Raw genomic sequence first — 25,724 nt, 5'->3', positions numbered from 1 at the left:
ATCAGATTTAAGATTTATAGAAATGCAGGATATAATTGCCCGTCAATATAAAAAGGGACTTAAAGGATGTAAACCAAAATAAGTATTGGTAGAAAGTGTAACTTCGATTTGAAGCGTGAATTAGACATTAAATCTGAATTAAATATTAAATGAATTATTTTTTAATTTTGTTTAAGGAAAAACTTTCCCGGACCAGAAACGCATCGAGCGATAGCTATGCAAAGGGAATTCCACCTGTCGGACCGGAGGTTCACATTTGGGCTCAAACCTCCGGAATCCCCCGACAAAAACCCACTGTGCTTCGCCTTCAGCAGGCGCAGGCTACTTGTATGGAAACCTGCAGGAGGGGTTTCGGAAATCCCATACCAGCAGGACCTTGAGAGATCAAAACTTCCCGTTTGCAGGTAGCAGTACTTGGGGACCTTTGACAACATACCCTGCTATTCCCTTGAGCTGGAAGAGGAAGTAGAAGCTCCGGAAAACATGGAGTTTCTGGAACTCCCCCGACTCTACGGAAAGCTGAAAGCCGACCTCCTGGGAGTCACAGGAATGGCTGTCCAGGTAATGGAATGGAACCGGGCACATCAGTATTGCAGCTTCTGCGGAACCAGTACATTCCTGAGAAAAGAAGACCGGGCCAGGCAATGCCCTGACTGTGGAGCCCGGTATTATCCCAGGGTTACACCTGCGGTAATTGTACTTATCTCAAGGGAAAAAGAATTGCTGCTTGCCAGGTCTCCCCGATTTCCTCCCGGGGCCTACTGCCTGGTGGCTGGTTTTGTCGAACCCGGAGAAACCGTGGAAGAAGCCGCAGAAAGGGAGGTGAGGGAAGAAGTAGGGGTCAGCATAAAGGACCTGAAATATTTCGGGAGCCAGCCCTGGCCCTTCCCTCACACCCTGATGCTGGGCTTCACAGCAAAATATGCGGGAGGAGAAGTTTTAGTGAACCATGAGGAAATCGAAGATGCCTGCTGGTTCCCTGTAGAAAAACTTCCGCCTCTTCCTTCAAAAATAGGGCTTTCCAAAAGGATCATAGCCCACTTTATTGAAAGCTTGGATTGAATATTTGACCTGATAAATTGATCCGGCCTGATTTGCCCGGGTTAAGTACGATCCCCCCAGGTTCAGCTAGAATCGAAATTCAGGAAAAAAGTTTCCATGCGACTTCTTCGGCTCTCCGCATGACCTCTTTTACCGGAGTCCCGGACTTTCTTGCGACCTGTTTGCAGTCCTCAAACTCCGCGGAGATGTTGAGCAGGACCCCTTCAGAGTCCCTGGCTACCTTGACAGCCACTTCAAACTCCTCTCCGGCAACATCGATCCTGATCAGCTCGATCTGCCGGGCGGCGATCAGCCGGTGCCGGGACGGCATCACCCTGATACCCAGGGAGCCGGTTTCGGTTATGATTTTTCGGGCAAGTTTCGAGCTGTCCTCGGGTTTGCATATAACCTTGATGACATGGGCAGGCCTGCCTTTTTTCATGGTGGCGGGGATAACCGCAACGTCCCTTGCACCCATGGCAAGCAGTTCCTCGAAGAGGTTGCCGAGCACTTCTCCGCTCACGTCGTCCGCATTTGTTTCCAGGACCTCGATGGTATCCTGAATAAGACAGGAGTCAGGCTCGGATAGTATACCCTGGAGCACGTTCGGCCCCGGCAGATCGGCATCCCCTGCTCCGTACCCTATCGCTATTACTCTCCCCTGGGGGAAAGTTTCCAGGGGTTTTGCAAAATGGGAAAGGACAGCGGCCCCGGTGGGAGTGAGCAGTTCTTTTTTCACGTTGCCCCCCCTGAAAAAGAGCTTTCCGTTCCTGAGAATCTCAAGGGTTGCAGGGGCTGGTACCGGAAGAGTCCCGTGGGCAGATTCAACCGTTCCGCTGCCAACATTGATAGGAGTGCAGTAAACGGCGTCACAGCCAAGGGCATGGATCGCAGCCGAAGAGCCGATAACATCAGCGAGCGCGTCGCTTTGCCCGACCTCGTGGAAGTGCAGGTCTGCAAGGTCTGAATACCCGTGGACAGCAGCTTCGGCATCAGCCATCTTCGCAAAGATGTCAAGAGCACTTACTTCCACACGGGAAGGCAGTTTTGCGGACTTAATTATGTCTATCAGTTCGGGGTATTTCCGGACTTTTTCCTTTTCCGGCACCCCTATCCGGACGTCCAGGGCTTTTATGCCCTTTTTCTTAACTTCCCGGATGTCCACGGACACATCTACGGAAGCCTCTATCAATTCCCGGACGTACTGCCGGTCTGCCCCGAGGTCAAGGGTGCAGCCAAGGATCATGTCCCCGGCAGCCCCTGAAAAAGGATTGAAAATCAACGCTTTCATGAAATTCCTGCCTGCAGCTCTGCTATTCATTAATTCCTGTTCTTTAATTCCCTGCTTTTTATTTTCCTGCTTTATATTCTTCTTTTTCATCCCTGTTTTCCTTCTTAAAGCTGGTTCCTGCAGCAGCTGCGATCAAATTCGCTATACGGGCTGCAAAAGCCCCGGCTACAAAACCGGCATCGATGTTCACTACAGAGATGATTGAGCAGGACTGAAGCATTGAGAGAAGAGCTGCTTCTCCTCCCCCGCCGGCCCCGTATCCCGTGGAAACAGGCAGTCCTATCACCGGCACATCGACCAGCCCCGAGACCACGGTGGGAAGAGTCCCCTCCCTTCCTGCGGCAACAACGATAGCTCCGGGGTTCCTGGCTTTGAGCTTCTGAAGCTCGGGGATCAGCCTGTGAATGCCTGCGACTCCCACATCATACACGGCAACGGTCTCACAGCCCATCTCGGAAGCCACTACCCTGGCTTCCTCAGCCGCAGGGATATCCGCCGTGCCTGCGGAAATGACCCCAACAACTCCACCGGTGACCGGCGAAGGAGTTCCATCATGAACGACTACGGTGCGAGCCCGCCTGTTCAACTCAAGCTTTTCGGGAGGGAATGCTTTCATGAGAGCTTCAACGTGCTTTTCCGAGACCCTTGTTATCAGGGCTCTTCCGCTCTCGGCGACCAGGACCTTTGCAATCTCCACGACGTCTTCGGGTTCCTTGCAGTCGGCAAGGATTGCTTCCATTATCCCGGTCCGACTTTTCCTGTGGGTATCCACCTTCGCAATGCTCGAGTAACTCACAAAACCCATGGACCGAATCTGCTCTTCCGCGGTTTCAAGCTCGATTGTTCCGTTTTTGATATCTTTTAAAACTTTTGTTAGATCCAGAGGGACCACCTCCCAAGATGTGGACGTTATAAGATAACAGGCATTTTCTGATAATACCTTTCATGACAAAAATATTCCAGAATAAGAAATGATTTTTTTTCTTGAATGGAAACGCATTCAGGAAAGACACCCTTACCCCGAAAAAAGATAAAAACCGAGCTTCAATTCCCGAAGCAAGTTTTCGTCTTATCCGTACAGCACAGTTTTTTCGAAACTGGGGACAAAGGCGTATTGTCCAGTCCCAGGCTATCATCCTCGAAATTAACAGTAAAGTCCTTTATGCCTTTCAGAGCCCTTTCTTCAATCAATTCCTTAATTTCATACATAGAAAGCTTCAGGCCGGCTTCTCTTGCCCGATTTGTCAGTTCCTTTAGCTCTTCGTACTCAACCCGGGCAGAAAGAGGCTTTTTTTCTTTTCCTAGAACTATTTTTACAGCAATTTCCCCTTCCCAAAGAGGCAGGTCATTTTCATCCCTGAAAGAAAGGCAGAGCTTCCTCATTTCGTAGTCAAAAGGATAATGTTCGGTCTTCAAAATCCTGACCCCGAGAGTACCGGTTTCCAGAGCCATGAACTCGGCAAGGACCTCAAGGTTCCCCTCCTCACTGTCGATCAGGAAAATATATTCGCTCCGGCCTTTCTTCGTGAAAGCCGGCACTACATGCACATTTTTAGCCCCAAGCTTCATCAGTTCCTCGATCAGGTAGGGCACCTGGTCACATGTAATATTGTCAACGTTGGTCATTAAGAGCAAAGCGTGACCTCCAGGCAGCCTCCGGAAGAGGGAAGGCGAAAAGGAAAAAGGACAGAGACCAGATAGGGCAGACTGAGCCACCCCTATATGGAAATGTTGCCTCTGACCACAACCTGATCTGGCTGTTAAGCCAGCCTTAGCTGGAAAGAGTTTATAAAACTGTTAAGTATTTCTCAGTTGTTAAATCTTTTCCAGCGGCAGGTTTTTTTCGACTATATGAACCTTTCCGGATTGGCGATATGTTCAAAGATTTTACATGGAGTCCATTATCCGGACTGCAAGTTTTGCAACGTCGAAAGCTTTTTCCCGGGCTCCGGGGATTGCAGCAGTACCGGCTTTCCCACCCTTTTCAGCAAGCTTTGAAGCTTCTTTTGGCTCTAAAACCTTCATTGCTGCGGCTACGGCTGCAGGCACTGTGATATTGATAATAGAGTGGCCCGAGAGCTGCAGTTCGCTGACAGGAATAGCTGCCAGGGGGATTACCTCCAGGATATCCTGCTTGTCATTGAAAATGGCATCAGGGATCACGGTCTGCCCAAGCCCCTTAAGCTCGAACTTCTTACCGTCTACGGTTACGTCCACATCGGCATCGGTGTCAAAGCCGTAGTAGGAATTAGTGAACGGGTGGTCCCTGCGGGCTCCGCCTACCAGTTTTTTGATTTCGATCTTGAGTTCGTGCCCGGTCATGGCTCCGAGCATGGCAGCTGCCCTGGTCTCAACGGTTGTCTTCCTCTCAACATCAATTTCCCGGACAACATCTTCTACGGTCTTTCCGGCTTTAAGGGCATCATAGGTCTTCTGAGCCCTCCGGAAGATTGCAGCCGAGCGCACACCGTCAGTCCCGAGGATCATTGTGCGGGTAACCGGACCTCTCCTGACCTGCTCGGTCTTCCTGGAGATGGTGTTAAGGGCAACAGCTGCGATTTCGGGATCAAGCCACTCATTCTTTTTGACTTCGGCAATGATATCCGCAGCCTTCTCGACGTCAGTTTCGCACTTGATCAGAGCCCTGAGGGCGATGATACAGTCTGCGGTCATGTGTCCGAGAGGTGGCATAATCGGGCCCCCGGAGAAACCGGCTCCTATCTGGACTGATTCCTGGAAAGCACAGAGCATTTCCCCGAAAGACATCATCCCTACAACGGTTGGGGCACCGATGTCCTTTATAATGACTCCGAGGTCTCCTACAAGCCTGGCTGAGTCGTACTCTTCGCCTGTCCCCCTCATGTGGAGCTTTTCAGGGATTCCTGCGACTTCACATGCAGCTTTTCCTGCAAGGTAAGCACTGTTTACATCGAAGAAACCGCCGTACTCAGCCCCAACAAAAGCGTCAGGGTGAACGATTTCCAGGGATGCGGCTGTTCCAATGATTGCAGAAATGATAGGGCTTGCGGAAACTCCTGCTCCCCAGTATGCCTTCATCATAGCTTCGGTTCCGACTTTTGCCGCGTTCATGGCAACTTCGGGGAAGCCGATGTCTTCTCCAAGGGTATTGTGACCGTAGAGAGGACCTCCGGCAACGCCAAGGGGAAGTTTGCGCCCGTCGATCCGCGTAAGTTTACCTTCTTCCATGGCTTTGTAGATTGCCTGGACCGCTGCAAAGCCCGATACCTTGTTGTTGGACTTGGGAGTAGGGACTGAAATGACCCCGGTCCTATCCGCACCTGCGATCATACGGGCAAGAGCTCCTATCTTCCTGTTCCCTGCAGGGACCCCTGCCTGGGCGTTGGAACCTGCAAAGTAGCAGATACTTGCGGCAAAAAGGGCTGCATTTGCAGGGTTTGCCCCAGCTTCCTTTGCGGCTTCGATTCCCTTTTCAAGGACCTGGTCAATTTGAAGACTGCCGCTGTCCTCGTCGGTAAGCTGGATGTTGGCGCCCCGGAAGAGTTCGGTTGCAATAGCGTTTGCGGCACACATTGCCCCGATGTTAGTCATGCCGTGCCCTTTTGTAAGGGCTTCAATCCTGTCATTGGTTATGTTCTGAATGCTTGAGATCGCCGCCATGGAAGCAGCGTAGACTTCGTTATTCAAGAAAAGTTACCTCCTATTTTATAAAATCCAAACATATATTATTCACAAAATTGTGTGATAGTCCTCCCGTAAATAGTTATGCATTAACACCGTTACACATGATAGATTATTAAAAAACAAGAAGGGAAAATATACAAAAAACAAATAAAATTGATTTAATGTATCGCCGTTAACTTATGAAAAACCCATAAAAAAGCATCAGAGAAAAAATAATCCCGATTCATGAGAAAAAACAAAAATCCGGGAAAAAAATACAGGAAAAAAATACAGGAAAAAAATACAGGAAAAAATTTGGAGGCAAGGAAAGAAGGGATTCAAGGAAAGAAGGGATTCAAGAAAAAACTCAGGGCAAGTGTGGGAAAGGACAGAAAGGCACTTTTTTAGACATTGTAGCCCAATTTAGGGAAAAACGGAAGAATGAGGAAATCAGGAGAGCGAGGAAATCAAGAGAATGAAGAAAAAAGGACAGTAAGGAAAGAAGGAGAATAAAGAAAAAAGGAAAGCTAGGAAATTAGGGTAGGGAGTCCAAAACCCCGGGCATCGATAAGTTTAAAAGCGAAATACAGTTAATGAGTAAAGATTATCATGCTCATAGTTCTATCCCTAGGCGGTTCAATTCTTGCGAAAGACCTTAACCCGGATCGATTTTTAAAATACTCCGAAGCTCTCAGAAAGCTTTCGGAAAAACATAAACTGCTAGTGGTAACCGGAGGCGGGGAAGCTGCCCGGAACTACATAGCAACTGCCCGCGCGGTGGGGGCGGACGAAGTTACCTGCGACTTTATAGGCATTGACATCACCCGTCTGAACGCAAGGCTTCTTATCTCGGCCCTCGGAACAGCTGCCCACCCTGAAATCCCGGCAAGCTACCTGGAAGCCGCAAAAGCTCTTACATCCGGGAAAATCGTTGTCATGGGAGGAATCACCCCCGGACAGACCACGGACGCAGTCTCGGCAATCCTGGCAGAATTCCTGCGGGCGGACCTGCTGACAATCGCAACCTCTATCGACGGTGTCTACTCCGCAGACCCTAACAGTGACCCTGATGCCGTAAAATACGACATAATCTCTCCGGAAGAACTCATCAACATCGTGATGTCCATTGAGATGAAAGCGGGCTCAAAATCCCCGGTAGACCCTGTGGCTGCAAAAATCATCGAAAGGTGCAAACTCGACGCCCTGGTAATGGACGGGAGAGACCCTGCCCTGCTTGAAAAAGTCCTTGACGAAAAAACAGCAGAGAAATCCGCGATTTCTGCAGGGACCTGGATTACAAGCAGAAAATAAGAGTCAGAAAAATAAGAGCGGGATTCAAGACCTTCACCTCCAATCCCCTCCGAACCCTTCTATACCGGAAAAATCAAAACCGGAACACGAAAAACAGAATATCAAACATCAAAACTTAAACATAGAGGTTCCTACATATTTCTTACAGATATTCATTAAGCGGGGAGCAGGGCTCACGAAAGTTTCCGGTTCCCGGCAATTTTCAAAAAGAGGAGGGAACAGGCTTGAGCCTGCAAGGAAAAATGAAACTCAGGGAACCAGAAGGAAACGCATTTCACTTTTTTGTATTAATAAGCTTTTTCACTGTATTGACCATCCTGACCGTCCTCTCCATCCCGGTTCACCCCGCTGCAGGCATGGGAGATCCAATAGCTCCGAAGGCTGGAGGGGAAGAAAACGTCCTTATAACCGACTTCTTTTCCGACCACGAGCTCTGCGATGCAACGATCCTTTTTGAGCAACCGCTTGAAAACGTCACCCTTAGCTTCACCCTGAGTTCCGGGAAAGAAATCCTGAGATCGGAAAACCTGACCCTGGGTTCCGTGGAAACCGGAGAGGAGGTCACAAAAATCCTTTTCTGGGAGCTGGAAGAGGATTTCGGAAAAGACTATGAATCCTACACTGCCCGGCTTTCGGTTCATGAGGGGAATGAAGTTCTTGCAGCCCGGAAAAGTTCGTTTTCCCAAAGAAGCCCAACCCTCTCAAGAATCAAGCTCGTGGACTTCTCTGCGGACTCCGAAAAAGCTTCTGCCCTTATAAGCCCTACAGAACTCAGTTTCATGCAGATGCCAGAACCCAGCATGATTGACCTGAACCTGAAACTGCTCTCGGGAGGAGAAATCGTATATTCCGAAAGCATGGAAAACATACCTGTGATGGAGTCCTACTATGAGGCAATGTACTGGCCCTTCCTCCTTGAAAAGGACAGGAAATACACGGCGCTCCTGAAAGTCAACTCCCATTCCCCGTCTCTTACCTCGGTCTACCGCTCGGATTTCAGAGCAAGGGAAGACGTTGAGATTCTGGAGGAGGATGTGGACGTGGATGAATACGGGGCCAGCGTAACGATAGTAGGGAAGTCCCAGGTGCCCTTTGACGGAATAATCAGGGTGGTGCTAACCCCCGAAAACGGAGAGGTCCGGGTCTATGAAGAGACCGCAGACATCCTGACAGCAAACAGGGAAGATACTGTGGGGATAATCTGGCAGGGGATACCAAGGGGCGACTACAACGTAATGGTCTACGTTGTGAACCTTGAAGATGAGGTTCTGGACAGTTACGAGACGGCCCTGCGGGTTTTTGAGCCCGTGGAACTGGCAGGCCCGGCAGAAAAATCCTCCGGACCCGGAATAATGGCTGCACTTGGAACATTCCTGGGCCTTGCCGTAATAATCGGGAGAAGACAGCCCTGAAGCTTTCCGAATTTTCAGGAAAAAATACGAACACGGATTCGAACACGGAAAAGAGATAAACATGCTTGACCTGATCATCCGAAACATTACGAACCGGAAAGTCCGGAGCGCCCTTACCATCTGCGGGATTGCCCTGGGGATCTTTGCTGTAATCGTTATGGGAGCCATGTCCGAGAACTTCCACCAGACCTTCGAGCGCTCCATGAGCGTGACCAGCGACAAGATCAGGGTTTTTGCGGAAAGTGGAGTCTTCGGGGGCGGACTGACTAACGATAAGGTCAGCGACGTGCTCAGGGTAGCCGGGGTGAAGGACGCCTACGGGCTTTTAATGACAACATTTGACGAGGACAAGCTGGGCATGACAGGGAAACAGATCCTTGGGGTACCCCCGGAAAAGTCCAGCGTTGCCCTTCACCCTGTAGAGCTGAAAGCAGGGCGCTTCCTGAACCCGGGGGACTCTTACCAGGTAGTTGTTGGAAACAACATCAAACGGGAGTACGGACTCGAAATAGGAAGCAAGTTCGAAATCCATGACAAATACTTTACCGTCGTCGGGATCCTTGAATACACGGGTTCGATCTTTGACAATGCCGTGATCATACCCCTGTACACCGCTCAGGACCTCTACAACGTAGGAGACTCCCTGTCCTATATCTTCGCCGTACCCGACGAGAGGATAGATGCCGAAATGCTCTCCAAACGCATCGAACTCAGCGTCAAAGGCACAAGCACCCTTTCCCCGGGGGAACTTGAGGTGCAGGCAAAGCAGTCTTTCATGATCTTCAGCGTGATTACAATCAGTTCCGGGCTCCTTGCAGCCATCATTGGGGGGCTCTGCGTAATGAATACCATGCTAATGTCCGTGGCTGAAAGGACCCGGGAGTTCGGGATTTTGAAAGCCATGGGAGCCGAGACAAAGGATATTTTGCTCCTGACCCTGGGGGAAGCTTCCTGCATGGGCTTATTCGGAGGGGTCCTTGGAATTCTCGTTGGCGTAGAGGCCGTTTTTGTTATGAACGCCTGGCTTGCGACCACAAGGATCGTGCTCTTTTTGATAACCCCCAGGCTCATTGTTATTGCCATGCTCTTCGCCCTGCTCATTGGGGCGCTTTCAGGCCTCTACCCGGCATACAGGGCCTCTAAAATGAGCCCCATGGAGGCGCTGAAACATGCCTGAAGAAAAAAAGAAGGTTCAAGAAAGAGAAAAGAGACAGGTAGAAAACGAAAAAGGGGAGAGGGGAAAAAAGGAGCCGGAAATAATCCTCAAAGTAGAAAACCTCTCCAGGACCTATATCCGGGGGAAAATTCCGGTCCATGCCCTGCGCTGCGCCTGCCTGACCGTGAGAAAAGGGGATTTGCTCGCCATCATGGGCCCATCGGGATCGGGAAAATCCACCCTTCTTGCCCTTATCGGCACCCTTGAAACAGCCAGCGGAGGAAAGGCCATCCTTGACGGGACAGACCTGACCACTGTCCCCGAAAAACTGCTTCCCCGCCTGCGCAGGGAAAAAATAGGTTTTATCTTCCAGCACTACAACCTGATCCCCACCCTTACAGCTCTTGAAAACGTCGAACTTGCAATGCGCTTTTCCGGGGTTCCGAAAAAAGAAAGAGTTGAAAGGGCAAAAGCCCTCCTTGAAGACCTGGGCCTGGAAGACCGCCTGCACCACAAACCGACAGAGCTCTCGGGAGGGGAACAGCAGCGGGTGTCCATTGCCCGAGCGCTTGCAAACAGGCCCGCCCTTATCCTTGCCGACGAGCCCACAGGGGAGGTGGACACTAAGACCCGGGACTCCATTGTCCGGGTGTTCAGGGACTTAAGCGAAAAAGGGCAGACTATTATTGTGGTCACCCATGACCCGGCAGTTGCAAAAGAGTGTTCCCGGGTGCTCAAGATCGTGGACGGGACGATAAAAGATGAGGATGAAAACGGACAGTGGTAAACCGTCTGGATGAGGATGGAAGCCTGTCCGGCACCGAGAATAGCAAATGGTAATAGCCAAATTCAGGTTTCCAGGTCAGCAGGTTCGCTGGTTCACTGGTTCACTGGTTCACTGGTTCACTGGATTTACAGGTCCCCAAGTTCCCAGCCAAGGTGCTCCCTGATGACAGTATATGCCATGGCAGGGGGAATAATCCCTACATCGGTTACGATCATGTCAATGTATTCGGAAGGAGTAAAGTCAAATGCCGGGTTTTTTACCTGTACATGAGGAAGCTCAGCCAGGACTGCCGGATCTATTACCTCTTCTGCAGCCCTTTCCTCGATTTCAATGGGGTTTCCGACGATGGTGCTGGGGCTGAACTTATAAGTCTCGGCTGCGACCATGAAACTCTTCCTGGCCTCATGAGCTGCAAGGGCAAGCTGAGAGGTCCCGATCTTGTTTACGAGAGCCCCGTTGGCTGCGATGGCATCGGCTCCCACAACAACTTTATCAACTTCCTTCATGTGGTAGCGCACTGCCGAGTCCACTATAAGAGATGTCGGGATTCCGAAATCGTTCAGGTGCCGTATGGTCAGGAGGCCCTGGCGACGGGGCCGGCTTTCGGTCGCAAGGACTTTGATATCCTTTCCTTCTTCAAAAGCCGTTGTGATGATGGAAAGCGCAGCGTGCGAGTTGCAGTGGGTCATGATAACATCCCCATCCTGAATCCTTCGAGCTCCGATTTTTCCGATCAGTTCAAGAGCCCGGTCAGCCTGCTCGATAAAACGGTTTGCACTCTCGATGATTTCCTGCCTTGCCTCTTCCACATTTCCGGAAGAGTACTTTGAGGCGAGCTTTACGGCGTTAGGGAGGGAAACCGCCGTAGGCCTGGTACTGATGAGGAGGTCCGAAACGTCCCGGATTCGGGTATCGAACTCTCCCATAGAAACGACATCAAGCTCCGCTGCATAGTCCCTGATTGCTCCGGCTGCAGCTTTTGCAATTCTGCCTGCACCCCGGATCTCCATTGTCCGGATCTTTTCCGCAATATCCTCAACTTTTTTCATAAAGATAGGATAGTAAGGATTCTAATTTATACCTATCTTCCCGGCATTCCGGTAAATAGAGAAGAGCGGATAAAAGCAGACCAGATTTAATGGGATCAAATAAGATATAATAAAATCAGACCAGGTAGTCCAAAAAAACAAAAAAACAGGAAAGAATTAATTGGAAGTTGAACAGGTCAGATCTCAGTTATTTCTTCAGACCTGCCCCGGTAGTAAGCAAAAAGCTCTTTTCCCCAGTTGAGGGCGGAAGGTCCGAAACACAGGACATCTTCCTTGTGGTCAAAAGTCCCGTCGTGGAAAGGAAGGGATAGGGAGAAGAAGCGGTCAGTCACTACATGGGAAAGTTCCAGAGTTTCCCTGCAGACGTAAAAGTGTGAGGTTTCCATATCAATAAATGCACTTAACTCGGCCCGGTACTCCTCCCTGATTCTATCAAAGACAGAGTCCGTTACAAGGATTGAAACCTTCATCCCGCTTTTTGCGAAATTGAGGAAAAGGGTCGGATAGAGAGGATGAAAAATGGAAGCTGTACCCCATAAGCAACTTGATCGGGAAATGTTTTCCACAAACTCCCTATGAGGCTCAAAAAGATGAGTTCTGTCGGGAGGTTCTGAGAACGTGCACTCTCCCAGCTCATCAATCCTTTTTAGGAGATGGAGAGGTATGCATTCGATTGCATGTCTTGACCAGTAATCGTAGTTGTTCCCGAAAACCCCCAGGACGCCTACCATATCCTTCATTCTTCCGGCTATGGACCGCCCGAGAGGAGACAGCCTGTAGATATCGCCGTCCTTGAGGACCAGGTTTCTTTCCCTTAACTTTTTAATTTGAGGGAGAATTGCCACTGAACTGACATCTAGAGCGGACCTGATATCTTCAATGGTTTTCGGTCCCTCTTTCAAAAAAAGAAGAAGATTTTTTCTTTTCTCAGAGAGAAAAATCAGTTCGAGAAGCTTTTTCTTCATTACCCTGCGTAATAAGAGGTATCTTGATAAATATTTTACGTATTCATCCGGGCATAAACAGCGTTATTGTGAACTACCCCTGGACCAAAGACCCAGGAATTTTACGCTCCATTTATAAATATATTTCATGCCACCCGCACCATACATGATTATTTTATGCCATATGTGCCCGGTAGTAGGAGCGAATTTTAACAAATCTGAGTTATATAATTGAAGAAATATAAGACATCCCAGTCCATTCATTATGCAAAGATGTGATAAATATGAAATTAAGGAGAAAAAAGATTAAACAAAACGATTTAACAGGACAGCTGAAGAATGGAAAAAAATTGCATGGATATTTGAAGACAAAGTTGTTTAAACGCCGCTAAACATACAAGTAGATGATCGAGAATCAGTGTCGGGAGAACTTATTTAAAGGTCGCTAAATAATTTAATGCCGGTAAAATTTTAAAATCGTTTAGGTTATATACACCCATAACATAGAAAGAGAGTTAGCGGTTGAAGAGTTAAGGGGTTTTCTCTTACACCGCTGGGGTTGAATCACACAGTTGGGAGCCAGATCAGAGGTGGCAAAAGGCTCCCAATTATTATAAAATAAAAGGATTCATTACACAAAAGTTTTTGAAAGTACCTGCAAATCATATCCACCTTAAAACTATATAATCTTTTTGAAATGTCGAACAGGTTAAGAAATTTGTGAACTTTTTTAAGAAAATATACAACATTACTGATGTTCAGACTCCTTGACGCCCAGCAAAAGAAAAGAAAGGAACTAAATAGAGAAGTTTTTATTTAAAAAATAAACGTATTTACAAACTCTTTTCAGGAAAAACGAAGAAAAACGGGGAAACAAAGAAAAAATCTACAAAAATAGAGGACCTTAAAAAATAGAGGACCTTAAAGGGACTTTAAAAATTACGATGGCGATAAAATATTTAATAACAACAAAATATTTAATGGTTACGAATATTTTAATATATGTCCAAAAATTTAAGGAAACCCAATATTTGAATATTGATAAATATTTTATGTCGTTTATGTTATATATTCAAAAGTCGTAGGAAACAATGCAGATTGAGAGTTTTAAAGGGTTTCCTCTCAATCTCATGGGGTTGGATCATTGATAGGGACCGGCGGACGGGAACAAAAGGTCCCTATCTAACTAATCTGGCAATTATCGGAAATATATATTGACTTCTTTTTTATTTTGATTTTGCTACTGATTTTGAAATGAATATTTTTATTAAAACAGGTTATCTATTTTACAAATAATATAAGTCCAGTGTCATAAAGTAGATAATCTGGATAGATAATCTGTAAAGAGTTACACCCCTGACCCGGCTGTTATGTCAAAATCTCCCAGGACATACAGCTAAAATTGTCCAATTTTTATAAAGTAACTAATCATAAATAAAGCTTATGAGTGAAATTTCAAGTAAGCAATATATTTTCAAAAGAAGACCTGTTTTAAAAAGTTACGTGTGCCAGCCCGGGTATGGCAACAAAAATTCCATCACCCTAAAAGGTTTCCAGCCAAAGAAATCTCAGAGGGGAAGACAGGAACAACCATCACCTGCTAGTTTTCATAAAAGGTAAGGAAGGAGGAAATTAATACGAGATCAATCTTTTGTAATATGATTGAAATAAAAAGTTTATAAATAATAACCCACCAATACGGAGAACAGTTTCATAAAAATTCATCATATCACTCAAAATTCAAAAATCAGGAATTTAACAATTGGAATTTAACAATTGGAATTTAACAATTGGAATTCAAAAATTATGAATTAAAAATCAAGAATTCAATTTAGAAAAGGAGCTAAAAACTTGGACTTCGAAACAGCTGTACAATTTCACGGACACGTTTGCCCAGGGATTGCAATCGGATACAGGATAGCAACGCTTGCTGCCGAGCGCTTCAAAGACCGGAGCGAAGACGAAGAACTGGTCGCAGTTGTGGAAAATAGGTCCTGTGCCGTGGACGCCATCCAGGTTGTCAACGGCTGTACCTGCGGGAAAGGGAACCTTGTCTTTAAGGAGAACGGAAAGCACGTATACACCTTCTTCAAGAGGGGGGACGAAAAAGCCCTGAGGATTTCCCTGAAACCCGATGCTCTGCCCCAGGACGATCGGCACACTGCTCTCTTTGCAAAACTCAGGGCAGGGACTGCAAGCCCCGAGGAAGTAAAGGAGTTCAGGGCAGCACATGAAGCCAAAAGCCAGAGTATCCTGGAAAGGCCCGAGGAAGAAATCTTCTGGATTAAAGAAGTGGAAATCGAACCCCCCCAAAAAGCCAGGGTTTACCCCACAGTCATCTGCAGCGAATGCGGAGAAGGTTTCATGGAACCCCTGGGCAGGGTCAAAAACGGGAAAATAGTTTGTATCTCCTGTTTCGAAGCAGGAGAATAAGACCTTACAAGGAAATAAGGCAGGGCAGAGAAATGAACGAAAAAGCCCCGGGACCCATTGAAATGGAACCCATCGGGTACGTTGAAAACGATTATCTGGAACCGGTCTACAATGAAAAAGTCTACCAGACGGTTTCGAAAATTATCCTGAAAGACGAATTGGCAGAAGGGCTCCAACGGATAGAAGATTTCGAAAAACTCTACGTCCTCTTCCATTTCAGCAAATCAAAAGACTTCAAACTGGTCCAGCGCCGCCGCTACGATGGGGAGATCTCAGGAGTCTTTGCCTGCCGCAGCCCCCACCGCCCTAACGGAATCGGGCTCACACTGGTAGAGCTTGTGAAAGTCGAAGGCAACGTGCTCCACGTAAAAGGCCTGGACGCCATCAACGGGACCCCGGTCCTGGACATAAAGCCATACATAAAAAAGATTGAAGAAGGATCGGATTGAAAAAAAAGAAGCTAAAAAAAGAAGAAAGGGAAAAATCCCTTTTTTCAAATTTTACGTTTCAAATTTTAATTACATTTTGCAATTATTCAGCTGCTTTTTTCTATTACAGCTCTACGTCTCTATTACATATCTATTACATATCTATTACATCTTTTTCTTCCGCATTCCCAGGTAAATTCCGCCTGCTGCGATCATTACGAAGAGAGTTCCTACAATGTCGGCACCCGAGAAGGACATACCTCCTTCAGCCTCACTTTCAGCAGACTCCTTCGTCATTTCATACCCTTCGACGTAGTCAGGATCAGGAGTGGATTCAAGAGCCTGGGGCACAGGTTCCGGAGAATCAATGCCGTATCCCGAATCTTCATTCATAGCGGTCCGGTTGCTGCTTTCTGAGGACGCCGGCTCTTCAGTTTGGGTTTCTTCAATTTCACCAAGTTTTTCGGCAAGGCTTGTTTGGTGTCCGCCACTGTTATGGTTGGGTTTCGTTTCCTCGAGGGACTGCTTCGTAACTTCCTCAATCGCTTCACTGAAGCCAGGCACCGAGACCAGGCCTGCAACGTACTGGTTGAGAGTTGGGTTCCCGCAGGTATGGTGGCAACAGGCAGCTCCTTCTTCAACCACGGACTCCGCGTATTCCCGTGCAAGGTCTTCAAGGACCTCCTCGGAAGGATTCCAGTCTCCCCTGCGTGCGGACTCTATAAGGTTGAGCGCCATGGACTGGTAAGCGTAGGGGTTCGTGGACTTCAGGTGTTCGGCAACCCCCGTATCATACTGATCCTGGAAATAGGTCTCATAGACCTCGTTCCACATATCGTCGGTGATAAGGTCCGGAGTTGCAACGTCCCAGACCCGCATGTTCTCAATAAAAGCATTCATGTAGCGGGTCCCGTCGTACCCGTCCTGCATCATGCCTTCGATCCAGGTGGGATTCATGTAACGGGAACGGAGGTCCCTGCTCAGGAAATGCTGAAGACTCTCCACACCTTCCTGCCCGGGTTCACGCAGGTTATTGATGTACATGTCAGGGCTACCCCCACTCACCCTCTCAACAGCCATTGAAAGCCCTCCGAAATAGGCTGCCACCATGGGGTGCTCAAGGGTCCCGTAGACGTTGGAAGTCCGGCTAAAGACTCCCACTTCCACGTCTGCAAGGTTCTGGCGGAATACGTCCGAGTACTGTTCTCCCCAGATGTCTTCGCCGTAGACATACCCCATGCGGTCGATGTAGAGGTCTGCAACCTCATCCCTGTCATCCCAGTCCGCACCCGAGATAGCGTGCTCGATTCCCGGGGTGTAGGAACCCGGCGGCGGGCAGAAAATGCGGGAAACTGAAAGTGCTTCGGCAGTTTCAGGGTCGTACCCGGCAGCAAGCAGGTCTGCCTTAATCGCCTCGGTGTTTTGTCTCACGTAGTTCGGGTAAATTTCATCATCACTGGCATTTGCCGCCATTTTGACCGCTTTATCGATCAAGAGGAGCCGGCTTGCGTACATGTCCCTGTAGGACCCGGAAGTCGTGACCACAACATCGATCCTGGGCCTCCCAAGTTCGCTTGAATTGATCAATTTTACGTCCTGAACCCTGCCCTTGCTGTCCCTATCAGGTTCCACCCCAAGGAGGTAGAAGATTTCGGATTCCATTGTTCCATGGTTCCTCGTGGTTTCAATGGACCAGAGCAGGAAAGCGACTTTTTCCGGGTAAGTCCCGTTCTCTGCAAGGCGTTTTGCAAGAAGTTCATCCCCAAGCTTGACCCCAACATCCCATGCAGCCACGGTAGGGATCAAACGGTCGTCAAAAGTGCATAGGTTCCTTCCCGTTGGAAGGGCTTCCGGGGTCCGGACAGGATCTCCCGCAGGTCCGGGAGGGATGTACTTGCCTTCAAGGGCATCGAGAATCCGAGGGATCTCAATAGTGCAGGCGTTGAGATTTTCCGTATACTCGATAGAGAGGTTGAGGTCGGAACTAATATCTCCCGAAACCGTACCTAACACCAGGGTCTGGGCTTCTTCTGACGTCTTTCCGTTGAGCACGGTCTCGTTAAGGAGAGCCGTTGTCAGCCCTTCGGAGGAATTTACGGCTTGTACATGGGCTTTGAAATCCTCCCCGAGCATCGCCTCGACCATTGCAACCAGGCTTTCCCCGGTGGGGGGCTCGCCCAGGGTGTGAGAACCAAAGGGCATGAACGTGGTCTTCAGTTCACTGAGGTAGTCATCCAGATCTTCTATAAAGGAATCTGTCTCGGTTTCATTTCCGGAAATGCTTTCAAGGTCAACTCCGAGGTCCGTGTCCAGGTCAAGTTCCAGGGTCCTGTTCAGGATAATTTCCCTGTACCCGGCTTTGACCGCAGGGTCAGAAGCCTGGTGGAACATGCTGATGTCCTGCTGGAGGAGCGAAAGGTTCCCGTAAAGCCCGGAAGGCACGATGGTCGGGGTCAGGAAGTCCACGATCAGCATGTTTGCCCTCCTCCGGTCAAAGATCCCTTCGGCATCCATGGGAAGCACATGGACCATGGGCATGTCCTGGAGAAGGATTGCACCCCAGTCCTTTGCGGAAAGCCCCGCTTCTTTTCCGGGCATCATCTCAATGCTCGTGAAAATCGTGAAAAGGGCATCAGCCCCGTACTCCTCTCCCATATACTTGTAGAAAGCCAGGCAGTGGTGGGTCGGGGGAATGGAACCGTCATGATAGGTTACGGATTCGTCCTGGTCCCAGCCCCACATAGGGTCAGGAGCAAGCAGCACGTTCCCATACTCGATATTCGGGATCACGAGATATCTTCCGGTCTCGTTTTCCCAGACCATTATCTCCCCGGGTGCAGGCCCCCAGATCTCTTCCATCTCGGCCTGCTTCTCTTCGGGAAGAGCTTCGAACCATTCAAGGTACTTGACTTCAGGGATAAGGATGACAGAGCCGTTTTCAACCATGGAATCAAGTACACCCGGAGCCCAGACCCCTACATTGTGCCCCCTATCCATCATGATCTCGGCAAGTTCGTCCCTGTCCGGAAGGCTGCCGTTTCCAAGGTCGTAGCCTCTGTCCCTCATTGCCGGGAGCAGGTTTGCAAGGCTTGCCTGAGCGTCCAGGTAATAGTCAATGTCAGCCCCGACTGCGGCTTTTCCGGCTTCTGCGGCGTAGTAGGGGATTACGATTTTCTTTTCAGAGTTCGCCTTACGGTGGAGTTCCATCCAGGAAATCGTCCTGTCCACAAGCCACTCCGTCTGGTAATCGATAGGATAGTAAGCAGAATCCCCAATCTCAGGGTCTTTGCAACCGATTACGACGGGCTCGATGATTCCGTCCATTTCCGCAGCTGCAAGCTGGTATGTCTGTTCAGGCCCGACCCCGTGGGGAGAGTTTTCCCATTCCTCGGCACTTATACTGTAAAAGAGCCTGATCCCGTTCAGGGGCGTTACGTTCCAGGTCTTGAGGTCCTCTACACCCTGCTCCGAGTCTGCGTAATTAAAGCGCGAGCCTCTCGAGACCACGATCACACTGTCCACGATGCAGCTCCCGTTGAGCATGAGGTAGTCCCTGGAGCCCGGGTCCTTGTAGGAATAAGTAACTACAACGGCGTTGCAGTCCTGAGCCTCAAAAGAGTTCACAAGAGCTTCGATAAGGGGAGCGTCCCTCGTAGTGACATACTTGAAAGAAGAATAAATAATTCCTACGGTGGGCTTTGCAGGGTCATAGCCTTCCGTGATGTACCAGTCAAGGTAATCACTGGATGAAGAATAGATTTCCGGAGCATCAGGGTGATAAATCCCGTATAAAGGCCGTGAAACAGGTCCTCCGATAACATCGTAGCTGTCTGCGAATTTCACACCCAGGAAAGTAGCGAGCCTCTTGAAGTTTTCTTCCGAATCATACATGAAATACTCATTGATATCGGCGTAATCGGGATCCGAAAGGTTAACATTGTGCAAATCATAAGACTGGATCAGGTTTCCTACACTGATTACGTCAGCCCCGTTGGCTTTTGCTGCATTGACAGTGGGAGAGATCGTTTCAATTACCTGGGCATCCAGGTCCCTCATTAACACAATGTCCTTATCGCTAAGATCGAAGCTCAGGTCTTCATTGGAACGCCCGAAGTACGTGCTTATATTCATCCTGGCGGAAATCTCCGGGTCCAGAGCTACTTTATCCATTGTAAGAATGGAACTTTCCCTGGAAAAGACAAAAGCAACTTCAAGCTTTTCCGGGGTCTGGACGCCGTCCCCATAGAAGGTATCATTCATGTAACGTACGAGTGTTTTTACGTTGTGGTACCCCCCGGCTTCCCAGAGCTCCGTCATATTCGAGTCGTTTGAGTTCCCGAGGTCAAAACCTTCGGGAAGTCCGTAAGAAACGACATGAGCGCTCTGGTTAAGCGTACTGTTAATGCTTGTGAGGTTCCCTTCGTCAAGGGATGCTAGAAAGAGCACTTTTTCCGAACTGAAGTCCGTGGCATTTGCCTCGGTGGCGTTATAGACGCTCACGTTTACTCCAATATCGTCGCCTGCAAGCACATCTTCAAGTGCCTGCATATTATAGTCCGTCCCTAGCACAAAGCTGAGGGTGTTGTCCGATGCTGCGGCTGCCGATGTCAGGGTGGCTAGCAGCAACACCGCTGTTAAGAGTTTTATACAAAAGCTTTTTCGAGAATAGACACGTCTATTTCCATGCATATCGAAACACCTATGGTATGCAGCCCGTACCTGTGTGTGGAAGCGGAGGCACGGGCTCCTTCTATCCATTATATTTCTAAATTTGGAGTTTTTAAGTAAGTATAACAAAGAATAATATATTTTGAAAGTGTGTTATCCAGTGCTCCTCACAACTCTCAAGATCTCAAGAGTAGTAGTTGGACCTACATAAAAAGGAGAAAAAGCGGCGTATAATATCTGCTAATACGCCGTTTTCCGGATTCAACTGAACTTATATCCACCCGGAATTACAGTTTCTTTCTCCGCATTCCCAGGTAAATTCCACCGGCTGCGACCAGCACGAAGAGGGTACCTACAATGTCGGCACCTGAGAAGGACATGCCCCCTTCATCTTCATTTTCAGAGGATTCCCTTGTCATCTCATACCCTTCAACATACGGGTCAGCAGTAGATTTCGGAGCTTCAGGGGCAGGTTCGGGAGAATCGACTCCATACCCGGCGTTCACAGCTGCCATAGTCTGGTTTCCGCCCGAAGAGGTAGTTTCTTCCGGCGGGTTGAGTTTTTCTGCAAGGCTTGTTTGGTGCCCGCTGCTGCTGTGGTGTTCATCTTCATCCGGGAGAGACTGCTTAGTTGCATCTTCGATCGCGTCACTGAAACCGGGCACGGAAACCAGCCCATTTACGTATTCGTTAAGGAGCGGGTTTCCGCAGGTGTGGTGGCAGCAGGTGACACCGTCATTTACAACGGATTCCGCGTATTCCGAAGCAAGGCTTTTCAGGACTTCATCCGAAGCATCCCAGTTGCCTTTGAGTGCGGTTTCGAGCATCCTGGCAGTCATAGCCTGGTAGGCATACGGATTGTTATCCTTGAGCCAGTCGCTGAGTTCCGGATCTCCTACATAGGTCTGGTAGACCTGGTTCCAGACATCATCACTGATAAGGTCGGGGTTCAGGGCTTCCCAGCCCCAGAGGTTTTCAAGGAAGTCTGACATCTCGGTGGCTCCTGCATACCCATTTTGCTGCATCCCCTCGATCCAGGAGGGGTTGAAGTACCTGGCATACAGCTCTTTTTCAAGGAAGGAACTTAGGGTCTCTACCGCTTCACACCCGGGGTTCCGGAGGTTGAAGATGAAAGATTCGGGGTATTCCCCGCCGGAAGCATATTTCACGGCAAGGTTCAGGCCGCCCAGGTACTGGAAGAACTCGTCGGTGTCAAGAGCCCCGTAAGTATTCGAACTCCTGCTGTGCAGGGTGACCTCGACGTCCTTGAGGTTTTCCTCAAAGAAGGCTTCATTTTCAAGCTCGTCACAGCCTGTAAACTCCGCAAGGCTTTCACCCCAGATGTATTCGCCGTAGGCATTGCTCATCTTGCTGATGTAAAGTTCGGCAAGTTCCTCGGTATTGTTCCAGGTATTGCTCGCGGAAACCGCGTTACTCATGCCTGTGCCGTATGCCCCGTCCGCAGGCCCGAAAATCCTGAGGGTTGCAACCTGCCAGGAAAGTGACTCATTTTGTAGGGTCTCATTCAGTACGGCAGCAAGAGATTTCGTGTTTTCAAGGACGTAGTTGGGGTTTTCTGCTGTTCCGGGATACTCGGACTCGTCGCAGACTGTCCTCACCGCATAATCGATCAGGCGGATGTTGTTCGGGTAAGTGTCTCTGTACAATCCGGAGATCTGAACCATAACATCGATGCGCGGCCTTCCGAGTTCTTCGTCCGGGATAAAGACCAGGTCATCGTAGCTGTCAAAGTCCTCGTCCTCGTCCTCGAAGTTCGGCTTTACCCCGAGGAGGTAAAGGATCTGGGACTCCATGACACCCTCGTTACGGGTGGTTTCCCCGGCCCAGAGGACATAGGCGACCTTTTCGGGATAGCTACCGTTGTGGCTTTCCCTGTACTGCCTGAGCATCTCATCAGCCATCTCAGTCCCGATTATCCAGGCCTCTTCGGAGGGGATTTCCTCAGGGTCAAAGGAGTAGAAGTTCCGGCCCGAAGGCAGGGTGTCCGGATCCCGTACAGGGTCTCCCCCGGCATTAGGTTCGATGAACCTGCCGTCCAGAGCTTTTAATACCTGGTTGATTTCGTCCTTGCCACCGGCAAGCAGGGCAGCATACTCTTCAGCCGTGGCAAGGTCTGCAGTCAGGGTTACGTTCACACCGCCCAGCACATTGGCCTGGGCTTCTGCGGAACTATTCCCGTAGAGCAAGACAGATTCGAGAAGGGCAAATTCGGCTTCATCAGAATTGTTGCAGCCGGAAAGAGCCGGGTCAAAGCAGAACTCGACATGTTCTTCAAAAGGTTCTCCGAGCATCGAGTTTACCATGCCCACGAGTTCGGCTCCTTCGGGAGAGGTCCCGAGCACGTGCAGGCCGTAGGGCATGGAAGTACTCTTGAGTTCTTCGAGCAGGTCGGAAAGTTCGTCCAGGAAAATATCCTCAAAGCTCACTTTATCTTCGGCAAGGCTCATGTTCAACTGGCTGTCAAGCCCGAGTTCCTCTGTAAGATTCAGAATCTCGGCCTTATGCATCGCCACGAGTTCCTCGTCCATACCCATGTCCACGGCATTCGTATAGTCGAGGATGGCTCCGTCAAGGTCCGCGTATTCCCCGTAAAGCCCGGCTTCAAGGACAGGAGGGATGAGATGGTCGATGACAACGGCGTTGCCTCTGCGCTTAGCCTGGACGCCTTCCCCAAGCCCGTCCATGACATAGGGATAAATAACCGGGATGTCCCCGTTCATCAGGGCAGGCCAGCCTTCACTGGAAAGACAGAACTGTTTGCCTGGCAGCCATTCCACGGTCCCGTGCCTGCCCATGTTCACCATGGCATCTGCCCCGTATTCGTTCTGGAGCCAGAGATAGAAGGCAATGTACTGGTGGTGTGGGGGCAGGTCCTTGGAATGGTAGAGGGCGTCGTTGTCCTGCAGCCAGCCCCTTGTAGGCTGGGGAGCAAGGATTACCCCATCTCCGACTTCGATCTTCGGGATAACAAGATATTTTCCACTCTCGTTTTCATACACCATTATCTCCCCGGGAGCTTCCCCCCAACGGGAAATTACTTCCTGCTGCCGGGCTTCAGGCAGGGCTTCGAACCATTCACTGTAAGTAGAATTGGGGATCAGGGCAACGTCCCCGTTCTCAACCATCCGGTCAAGTTCTCCCGGAGCCCAGGTCCCGATATTCGTGCCCTGCACCAGGATAAGGTCCGTAAGTTCGCTTCCGTTCGGGATACTGCCGGAATCCACGGCATAACCCGCATCAGCCATTCCTTCAAGGAGCTTGCTGATACTGGGTGCAACGTCCAGGTAGGAAGCCCCGATCCCGTCCTTACCACAGCCGTGGTTGTAATAGATGATTGCAACCTTCTTTTCGGCTTCGGGAGTCCTTTCAGGAGAAAGCTCGACCTGGGCAAGGGTGCGGTTTACGAGCCAGTCAACCTGCCCCGGAATCGGAACGTAGATTTCCTCCTCGGTTTCAGGGTGAATCTCGGAGGTGGAAATCATGATCGGGTCGATGAACCCATACCATTCCGGCCTGTAGATCCTCATCATGCTGTCAGCCGGAAGGGGGCTACTGCTTTCGTTCCATTCCGTATAGTTCAGGTACCCGTTCAGGACCCCGTTGATAAGGGGGATGTCCAGCCCTTCGGTATCGAAGTAGTTTCCACGGTACGTAAAGGAGATGAGGGCGTCCATGTACGTCTCGGTCTCGTTCCTGATGAAAGGATCACACCGGTTGGAAGAATCCCCGTAGAAAGCGATAACGTTGACACCCCTTGATTCGAATTCCCGGATAAGGGTTTCGAAAGGTTCCATCCTATTAGGGTAGTAAGAAGCATAGAAAGCCAGGCCTACGGTGGGAGCACCTGCGTTATAACGGTGCCCCTCATCCTCACGGTTTACATACCAGTCCAGGTATTCCTCATAGCTTTCGGCAAAATAAAGGTCTGAACCATTAACGAAGTCAGGGTGATAGATAGCTCTTTTAGGAGGACCTATCGGAGCCTCTATATCGAGGTCATTCCTGCCGTAGTACTCACTTGCGAGGTAAAAAATCATGTAGTCCAGGTTTTGGTCATCTGCGGGGATATTTGACCAGTAGCTCTGGAGAAAAGCCATCAATCCAGCTTTATCATCAAATTTTGAAGGAATTGGCTCAGGATTATCAGGAAGGGTAGTAGTCTGACCAATGACCACAGCTCCGTTTGCAATTGCCTCATCAATATCGTCCCGAAGCAGTTCCGCGTCCTGGGTAAACATATTGATGTAGATGATATCCATACTACCGAAATCGACCTCAGTATGGTTTTCCAGGTTATTCGGCGTAAAATAGCTCACTGTCAGGTTCAGGTCACTGTTAGCGTTGAGCCTGTTTACCGCAGTCTCAAGCTGGTAATCATACCTGTATCCGGTAATAATCGAAACGTTTAGGTGCGGGCTGTTTGATAGGTTCGTATACTTTTCTTTTAAGAGCACGACATCAACATAAGGTTTGGCAGAGCCCATTTTAGGTTTGGCATACCCACTAACAATTGAGCGGTCAAGAAAGCCCAGAACTTTATCATGAGGAACGAGGTCATCGGAACTTATAGTGATATTTTTATTAGAGAGATCAGTACCATTTAAAACTGCAAGATTTCCAGAGCCACTGTACCATAACCAGGTATCCGTACTCTTATATTGAGCGTAAGTAGCGGCAAGTAATTCATATTCACCGTTTGGGATATCTTCAAAAGAGTAGTATCCATTCTCGTCACTGGTAGTATTAGCTACAAACTCTTCATCAGAACTTATCAGCACAACATCAACATACGGTTTGGCAGAGCCCATTTTAGGTTTGGCATACCCACTAACAATTGAGCGGTCAAGAAAGCCCAGAACTTTACCATGTGGAACGAGGTCATCGGAACTTATAGTGATATTTTGATTAGAGAGATCAGTACCATTTGAAACTGCGAGACTTCCAGAGCCACTGTACCATAACCAAGTATCCGTACTCTTATATTGAGCGTAAGTAGCGGCAAGTAATTCATATTCACCGTTTGGGATATCTTCAAAAGAGTAGTATCCATTCTCGTCACTGGTAGTATTAGCTACAAACTCTTCATCAGAACTTATCAGCACAACATCAACATACGGTTTGGCAGAGCCCATTTTAGGTTTGGCATACCCACTAACAATTGAGCGGTCAAGAAAGCCCAGAACTTTACCATGTGGAACGAGGTCATCGGAACTTATAGTGATATTTTGATTAGAGAGATCAGTACCATTTGAAACTGCGAGACTTCCAGAGCCACTGTACCATAACCAAGTATCCGTACTCTTATATTGAGCGTAAGTAGCGGCAAGTAATTCATATTCACCGTTTGGAATATATCCAAAAGAATAATATCCATTCTCGTCACTGGTAGTATTCGCCACTAGTTCATACTTAACTCCTTCACTTCCAGCTGCAGGGCAAGCAGAGACCAGCATTATAAGCAGTAAAAATATCAATCCGAAAACTTTAGCATATTGCACAGGGTTTTTTAATTTATTATTTCGAATTCTTTCCATTGTATCT

Annotated in this window: 17 protein-coding genes; 9 read left to right on the top strand and 8 right to left on the bottom strand. The window is 48.9% G+C overall.

Annotation, left to right across the window (positions count from 1 at the left end):
- Window positions 1–216 precede the first annotated feature (216 nt).
- The gene (locus ACSAZK_RS11610) at window positions 217–408 is read left to right on the top strand and encodes a hypothetical protein (protein ID WP_440954290.1); all 192 of its coding nucleotides are present in this window, start codon (window positions 217–219) and stop codon (window positions 406–408) included.
- 6 nt (window positions 409–414) lie between these two features.
- Window positions 415–1,062: an NAD(+) diphosphatase gene (nudC, locus tag ACSAZK_RS11605; RefSeq protein ID WP_440954289.1), complete on the top strand. Its 648-nt coding sequence runs from the start codon at window positions 415–417 to the stop codon at window positions 1,060–1,062.
- A gap of 79 nt (window positions 1,063–1,141) precedes the next feature.
- On the opposite strand, the gene larC (ACSAZK_RS11600) is transcribed toward nudC, so the two are convergent.
- From larC (ACSAZK_RS11600) to ACSAZK_RS11585, 4 genes are all read right to left on the bottom strand, one after another.
- Window positions 1,142–2,332: a nickel pincer cofactor biosynthesis protein LarC gene (larC, locus tag ACSAZK_RS11600; RefSeq protein ID WP_440957008.1), complete on the bottom strand. Its 1,191-nt coding sequence runs from the start codon at window positions 2,330–2,332 to the stop codon at window positions 1,142–1,144.
- Between the two features lie 58 nt (window positions 2,333–2,390).
- Entirely contained in the window at window positions 2,391–3,215 is an 825-nt protein-coding gene (gene larB / locus ACSAZK_RS11595; protein WP_440957007.1) for a nickel pincer cofactor biosynthesis protein LarB, read from the bottom strand.
- 161 nt (window positions 3,216–3,376) lie between these two features.
- A complete protein-coding gene (larC, locus tag ACSAZK_RS11590; protein WP_440957006.1) occupies window positions 3,377–3,958 on the bottom strand; it encodes a nickel insertion protein in 582 nt (193 codons plus the stop codon).
- A gap of 261 nt (window positions 3,959–4,219) precedes the next feature.
- Entirely contained in the window at window positions 4,220–5,998 is a 1,779-nt protein-coding gene (locus tag ACSAZK_RS11585; protein WP_440954288.1) for a hypothetical protein, read from the bottom strand.
- Window positions 5,999–6,220: 222 nt separating this feature from the next.
- Here ACSAZK_RS11585 and ACSAZK_RS11580 point away from each other — a divergent pair, with 222 nt between their 5' ends.
- The 5 genes from ACSAZK_RS11580 (at window position 6,221) to ACSAZK_RS11560 (ending at window position 10,640) form a co-directional block, all read left to right on the top strand.
- Window positions 6,221–6,382 (top strand): hypothetical protein, encoded by a 162-nt coding sequence (locus tag ACSAZK_RS11580; protein WP_440954287.1) that lies wholly within the window; start codon window positions 6,221–6,223, stop codon window positions 6,380–6,382.
- A gap of 201 nt (window positions 6,383–6,583) precedes the next feature.
- Window positions 6,584–7,285 (top strand): UMP kinase, encoded by a 702-nt coding sequence (gene pyrH / locus ACSAZK_RS11575; protein WP_440954286.1) that lies wholly within the window; start codon window positions 6,584–6,586, stop codon window positions 7,283–7,285.
- A 224-nt stretch (window positions 7,286–7,509) separates the two neighbouring features.
- The gene (locus ACSAZK_RS11570) at window positions 7,510–8,697 is read left to right on the top strand and encodes a hypothetical protein (RefSeq protein WP_440954285.1); all 1,188 of its coding nucleotides are present in this window, start codon (window positions 7,510–7,512) and stop codon (window positions 8,695–8,697) included.
- Between the two features lie 61 nt (window positions 8,698–8,758).
- Complete coding sequence (locus ACSAZK_RS11565) at window positions 8,759–9,874, top strand: ABC transporter permease (RefSeq protein ID WP_440954284.1); 1,116 nt, start codon at window positions 8,759–8,761, stop codon at window positions 9,872–9,874.
- Entirely contained in the window at window positions 9,867–10,640 is a 774-nt protein-coding gene (locus tag ACSAZK_RS11560) for an ABC transporter ATP-binding protein (protein WP_440954283.1), read from the top strand. Before ACSAZK_RS11565 ends, ACSAZK_RS11560 begins: the two co-directional genes overlap by 8 nt.
- Before the next feature lie 125 nt (window positions 10,641–10,765).
- Here ACSAZK_RS11560 and ACSAZK_RS11555 read toward each other — a convergent pair whose 3' ends face one another.
- Together ACSAZK_RS11555 and ACSAZK_RS11550 are read right to left on the bottom strand one after the other, a co-directional pair.
- Window positions 10,766–11,689: a ribose 1,5-bisphosphate isomerase gene (locus ACSAZK_RS11555; RefSeq protein WP_440954282.1), complete on the bottom strand. Its 924-nt coding sequence runs from the start codon at window positions 11,687–11,689 to the stop codon at window positions 10,766–10,768.
- A gap of 176 nt (window positions 11,690–11,865) precedes the next feature.
- Window positions 11,866–12,654, bottom strand: a complete 789-nt coding sequence (locus tag ACSAZK_RS11550; protein ID WP_440954281.1) for a helix-turn-helix transcriptional regulator — start codon at window positions 12,652–12,654, stop codon at window positions 11,866–11,868.
- A gap of 1,830 nt (window positions 12,655–14,484) precedes the next feature.
- Between ACSAZK_RS11550 and ACSAZK_RS11545 the strand changes: the two genes are divergently transcribed.
- Both ACSAZK_RS11545 and tsaA read left to right on the top strand, forming a co-directional pair.
- Window positions 14,485–15,066 (top strand): FmdE family protein, encoded by a 582-nt coding sequence (locus ACSAZK_RS11545; RefSeq protein WP_440954280.1) that lies wholly within the window; start codon window positions 14,485–14,487, stop codon window positions 15,064–15,066.
- Between the two features lie 32 nt (window positions 15,067–15,098).
- Window positions 15,099–15,515: a tRNA (N6-threonylcarbamoyladenosine(37)-N6)-methyltransferase TrmO gene (gene tsaA / locus ACSAZK_RS11540; protein ID WP_440954279.1), complete on the top strand. Its 417-nt coding sequence runs from the start codon at window positions 15,099–15,101 to the stop codon at window positions 15,513–15,515.
- Window positions 15,516–15,659: 144 nt separating this feature from the next.
- Here the strand turns inward: tsaA and ACSAZK_RS11535 are convergent, their stop codons facing one another.
- Together ACSAZK_RS11535 and cobN are read right to left on the bottom strand one after the other, a co-directional pair.
- Entirely contained in the window at window positions 15,660–20,123 is a 4,464-nt protein-coding gene (locus tag ACSAZK_RS11535; RefSeq protein ID WP_440954278.1) for a cobaltochelatase subunit CobN, read from the bottom strand.
- Between the two features lie 326 nt (window positions 20,124–20,449).
- A complete protein-coding gene (gene cobN / locus ACSAZK_RS11530) occupies window positions 20,450–25,657 on the bottom strand; it encodes a cobaltochelatase subunit CobN (RefSeq protein ID WP_440954277.1) in 5,208 nt (1,735 codons plus the stop codon).
- Window positions 25,658–25,724 lie beyond the last annotated feature (67 nt).

Source organism: Methanosarcina sediminis (assembly GCF_052056915.1).
Classification (GTDB): Archaea; Halobacteriota; Methanosarcinia; order Methanosarcinales; family Methanosarcinaceae; genus MTP4.
This window is presented reverse-complemented; position numbering and strand designations above follow the sequence as displayed.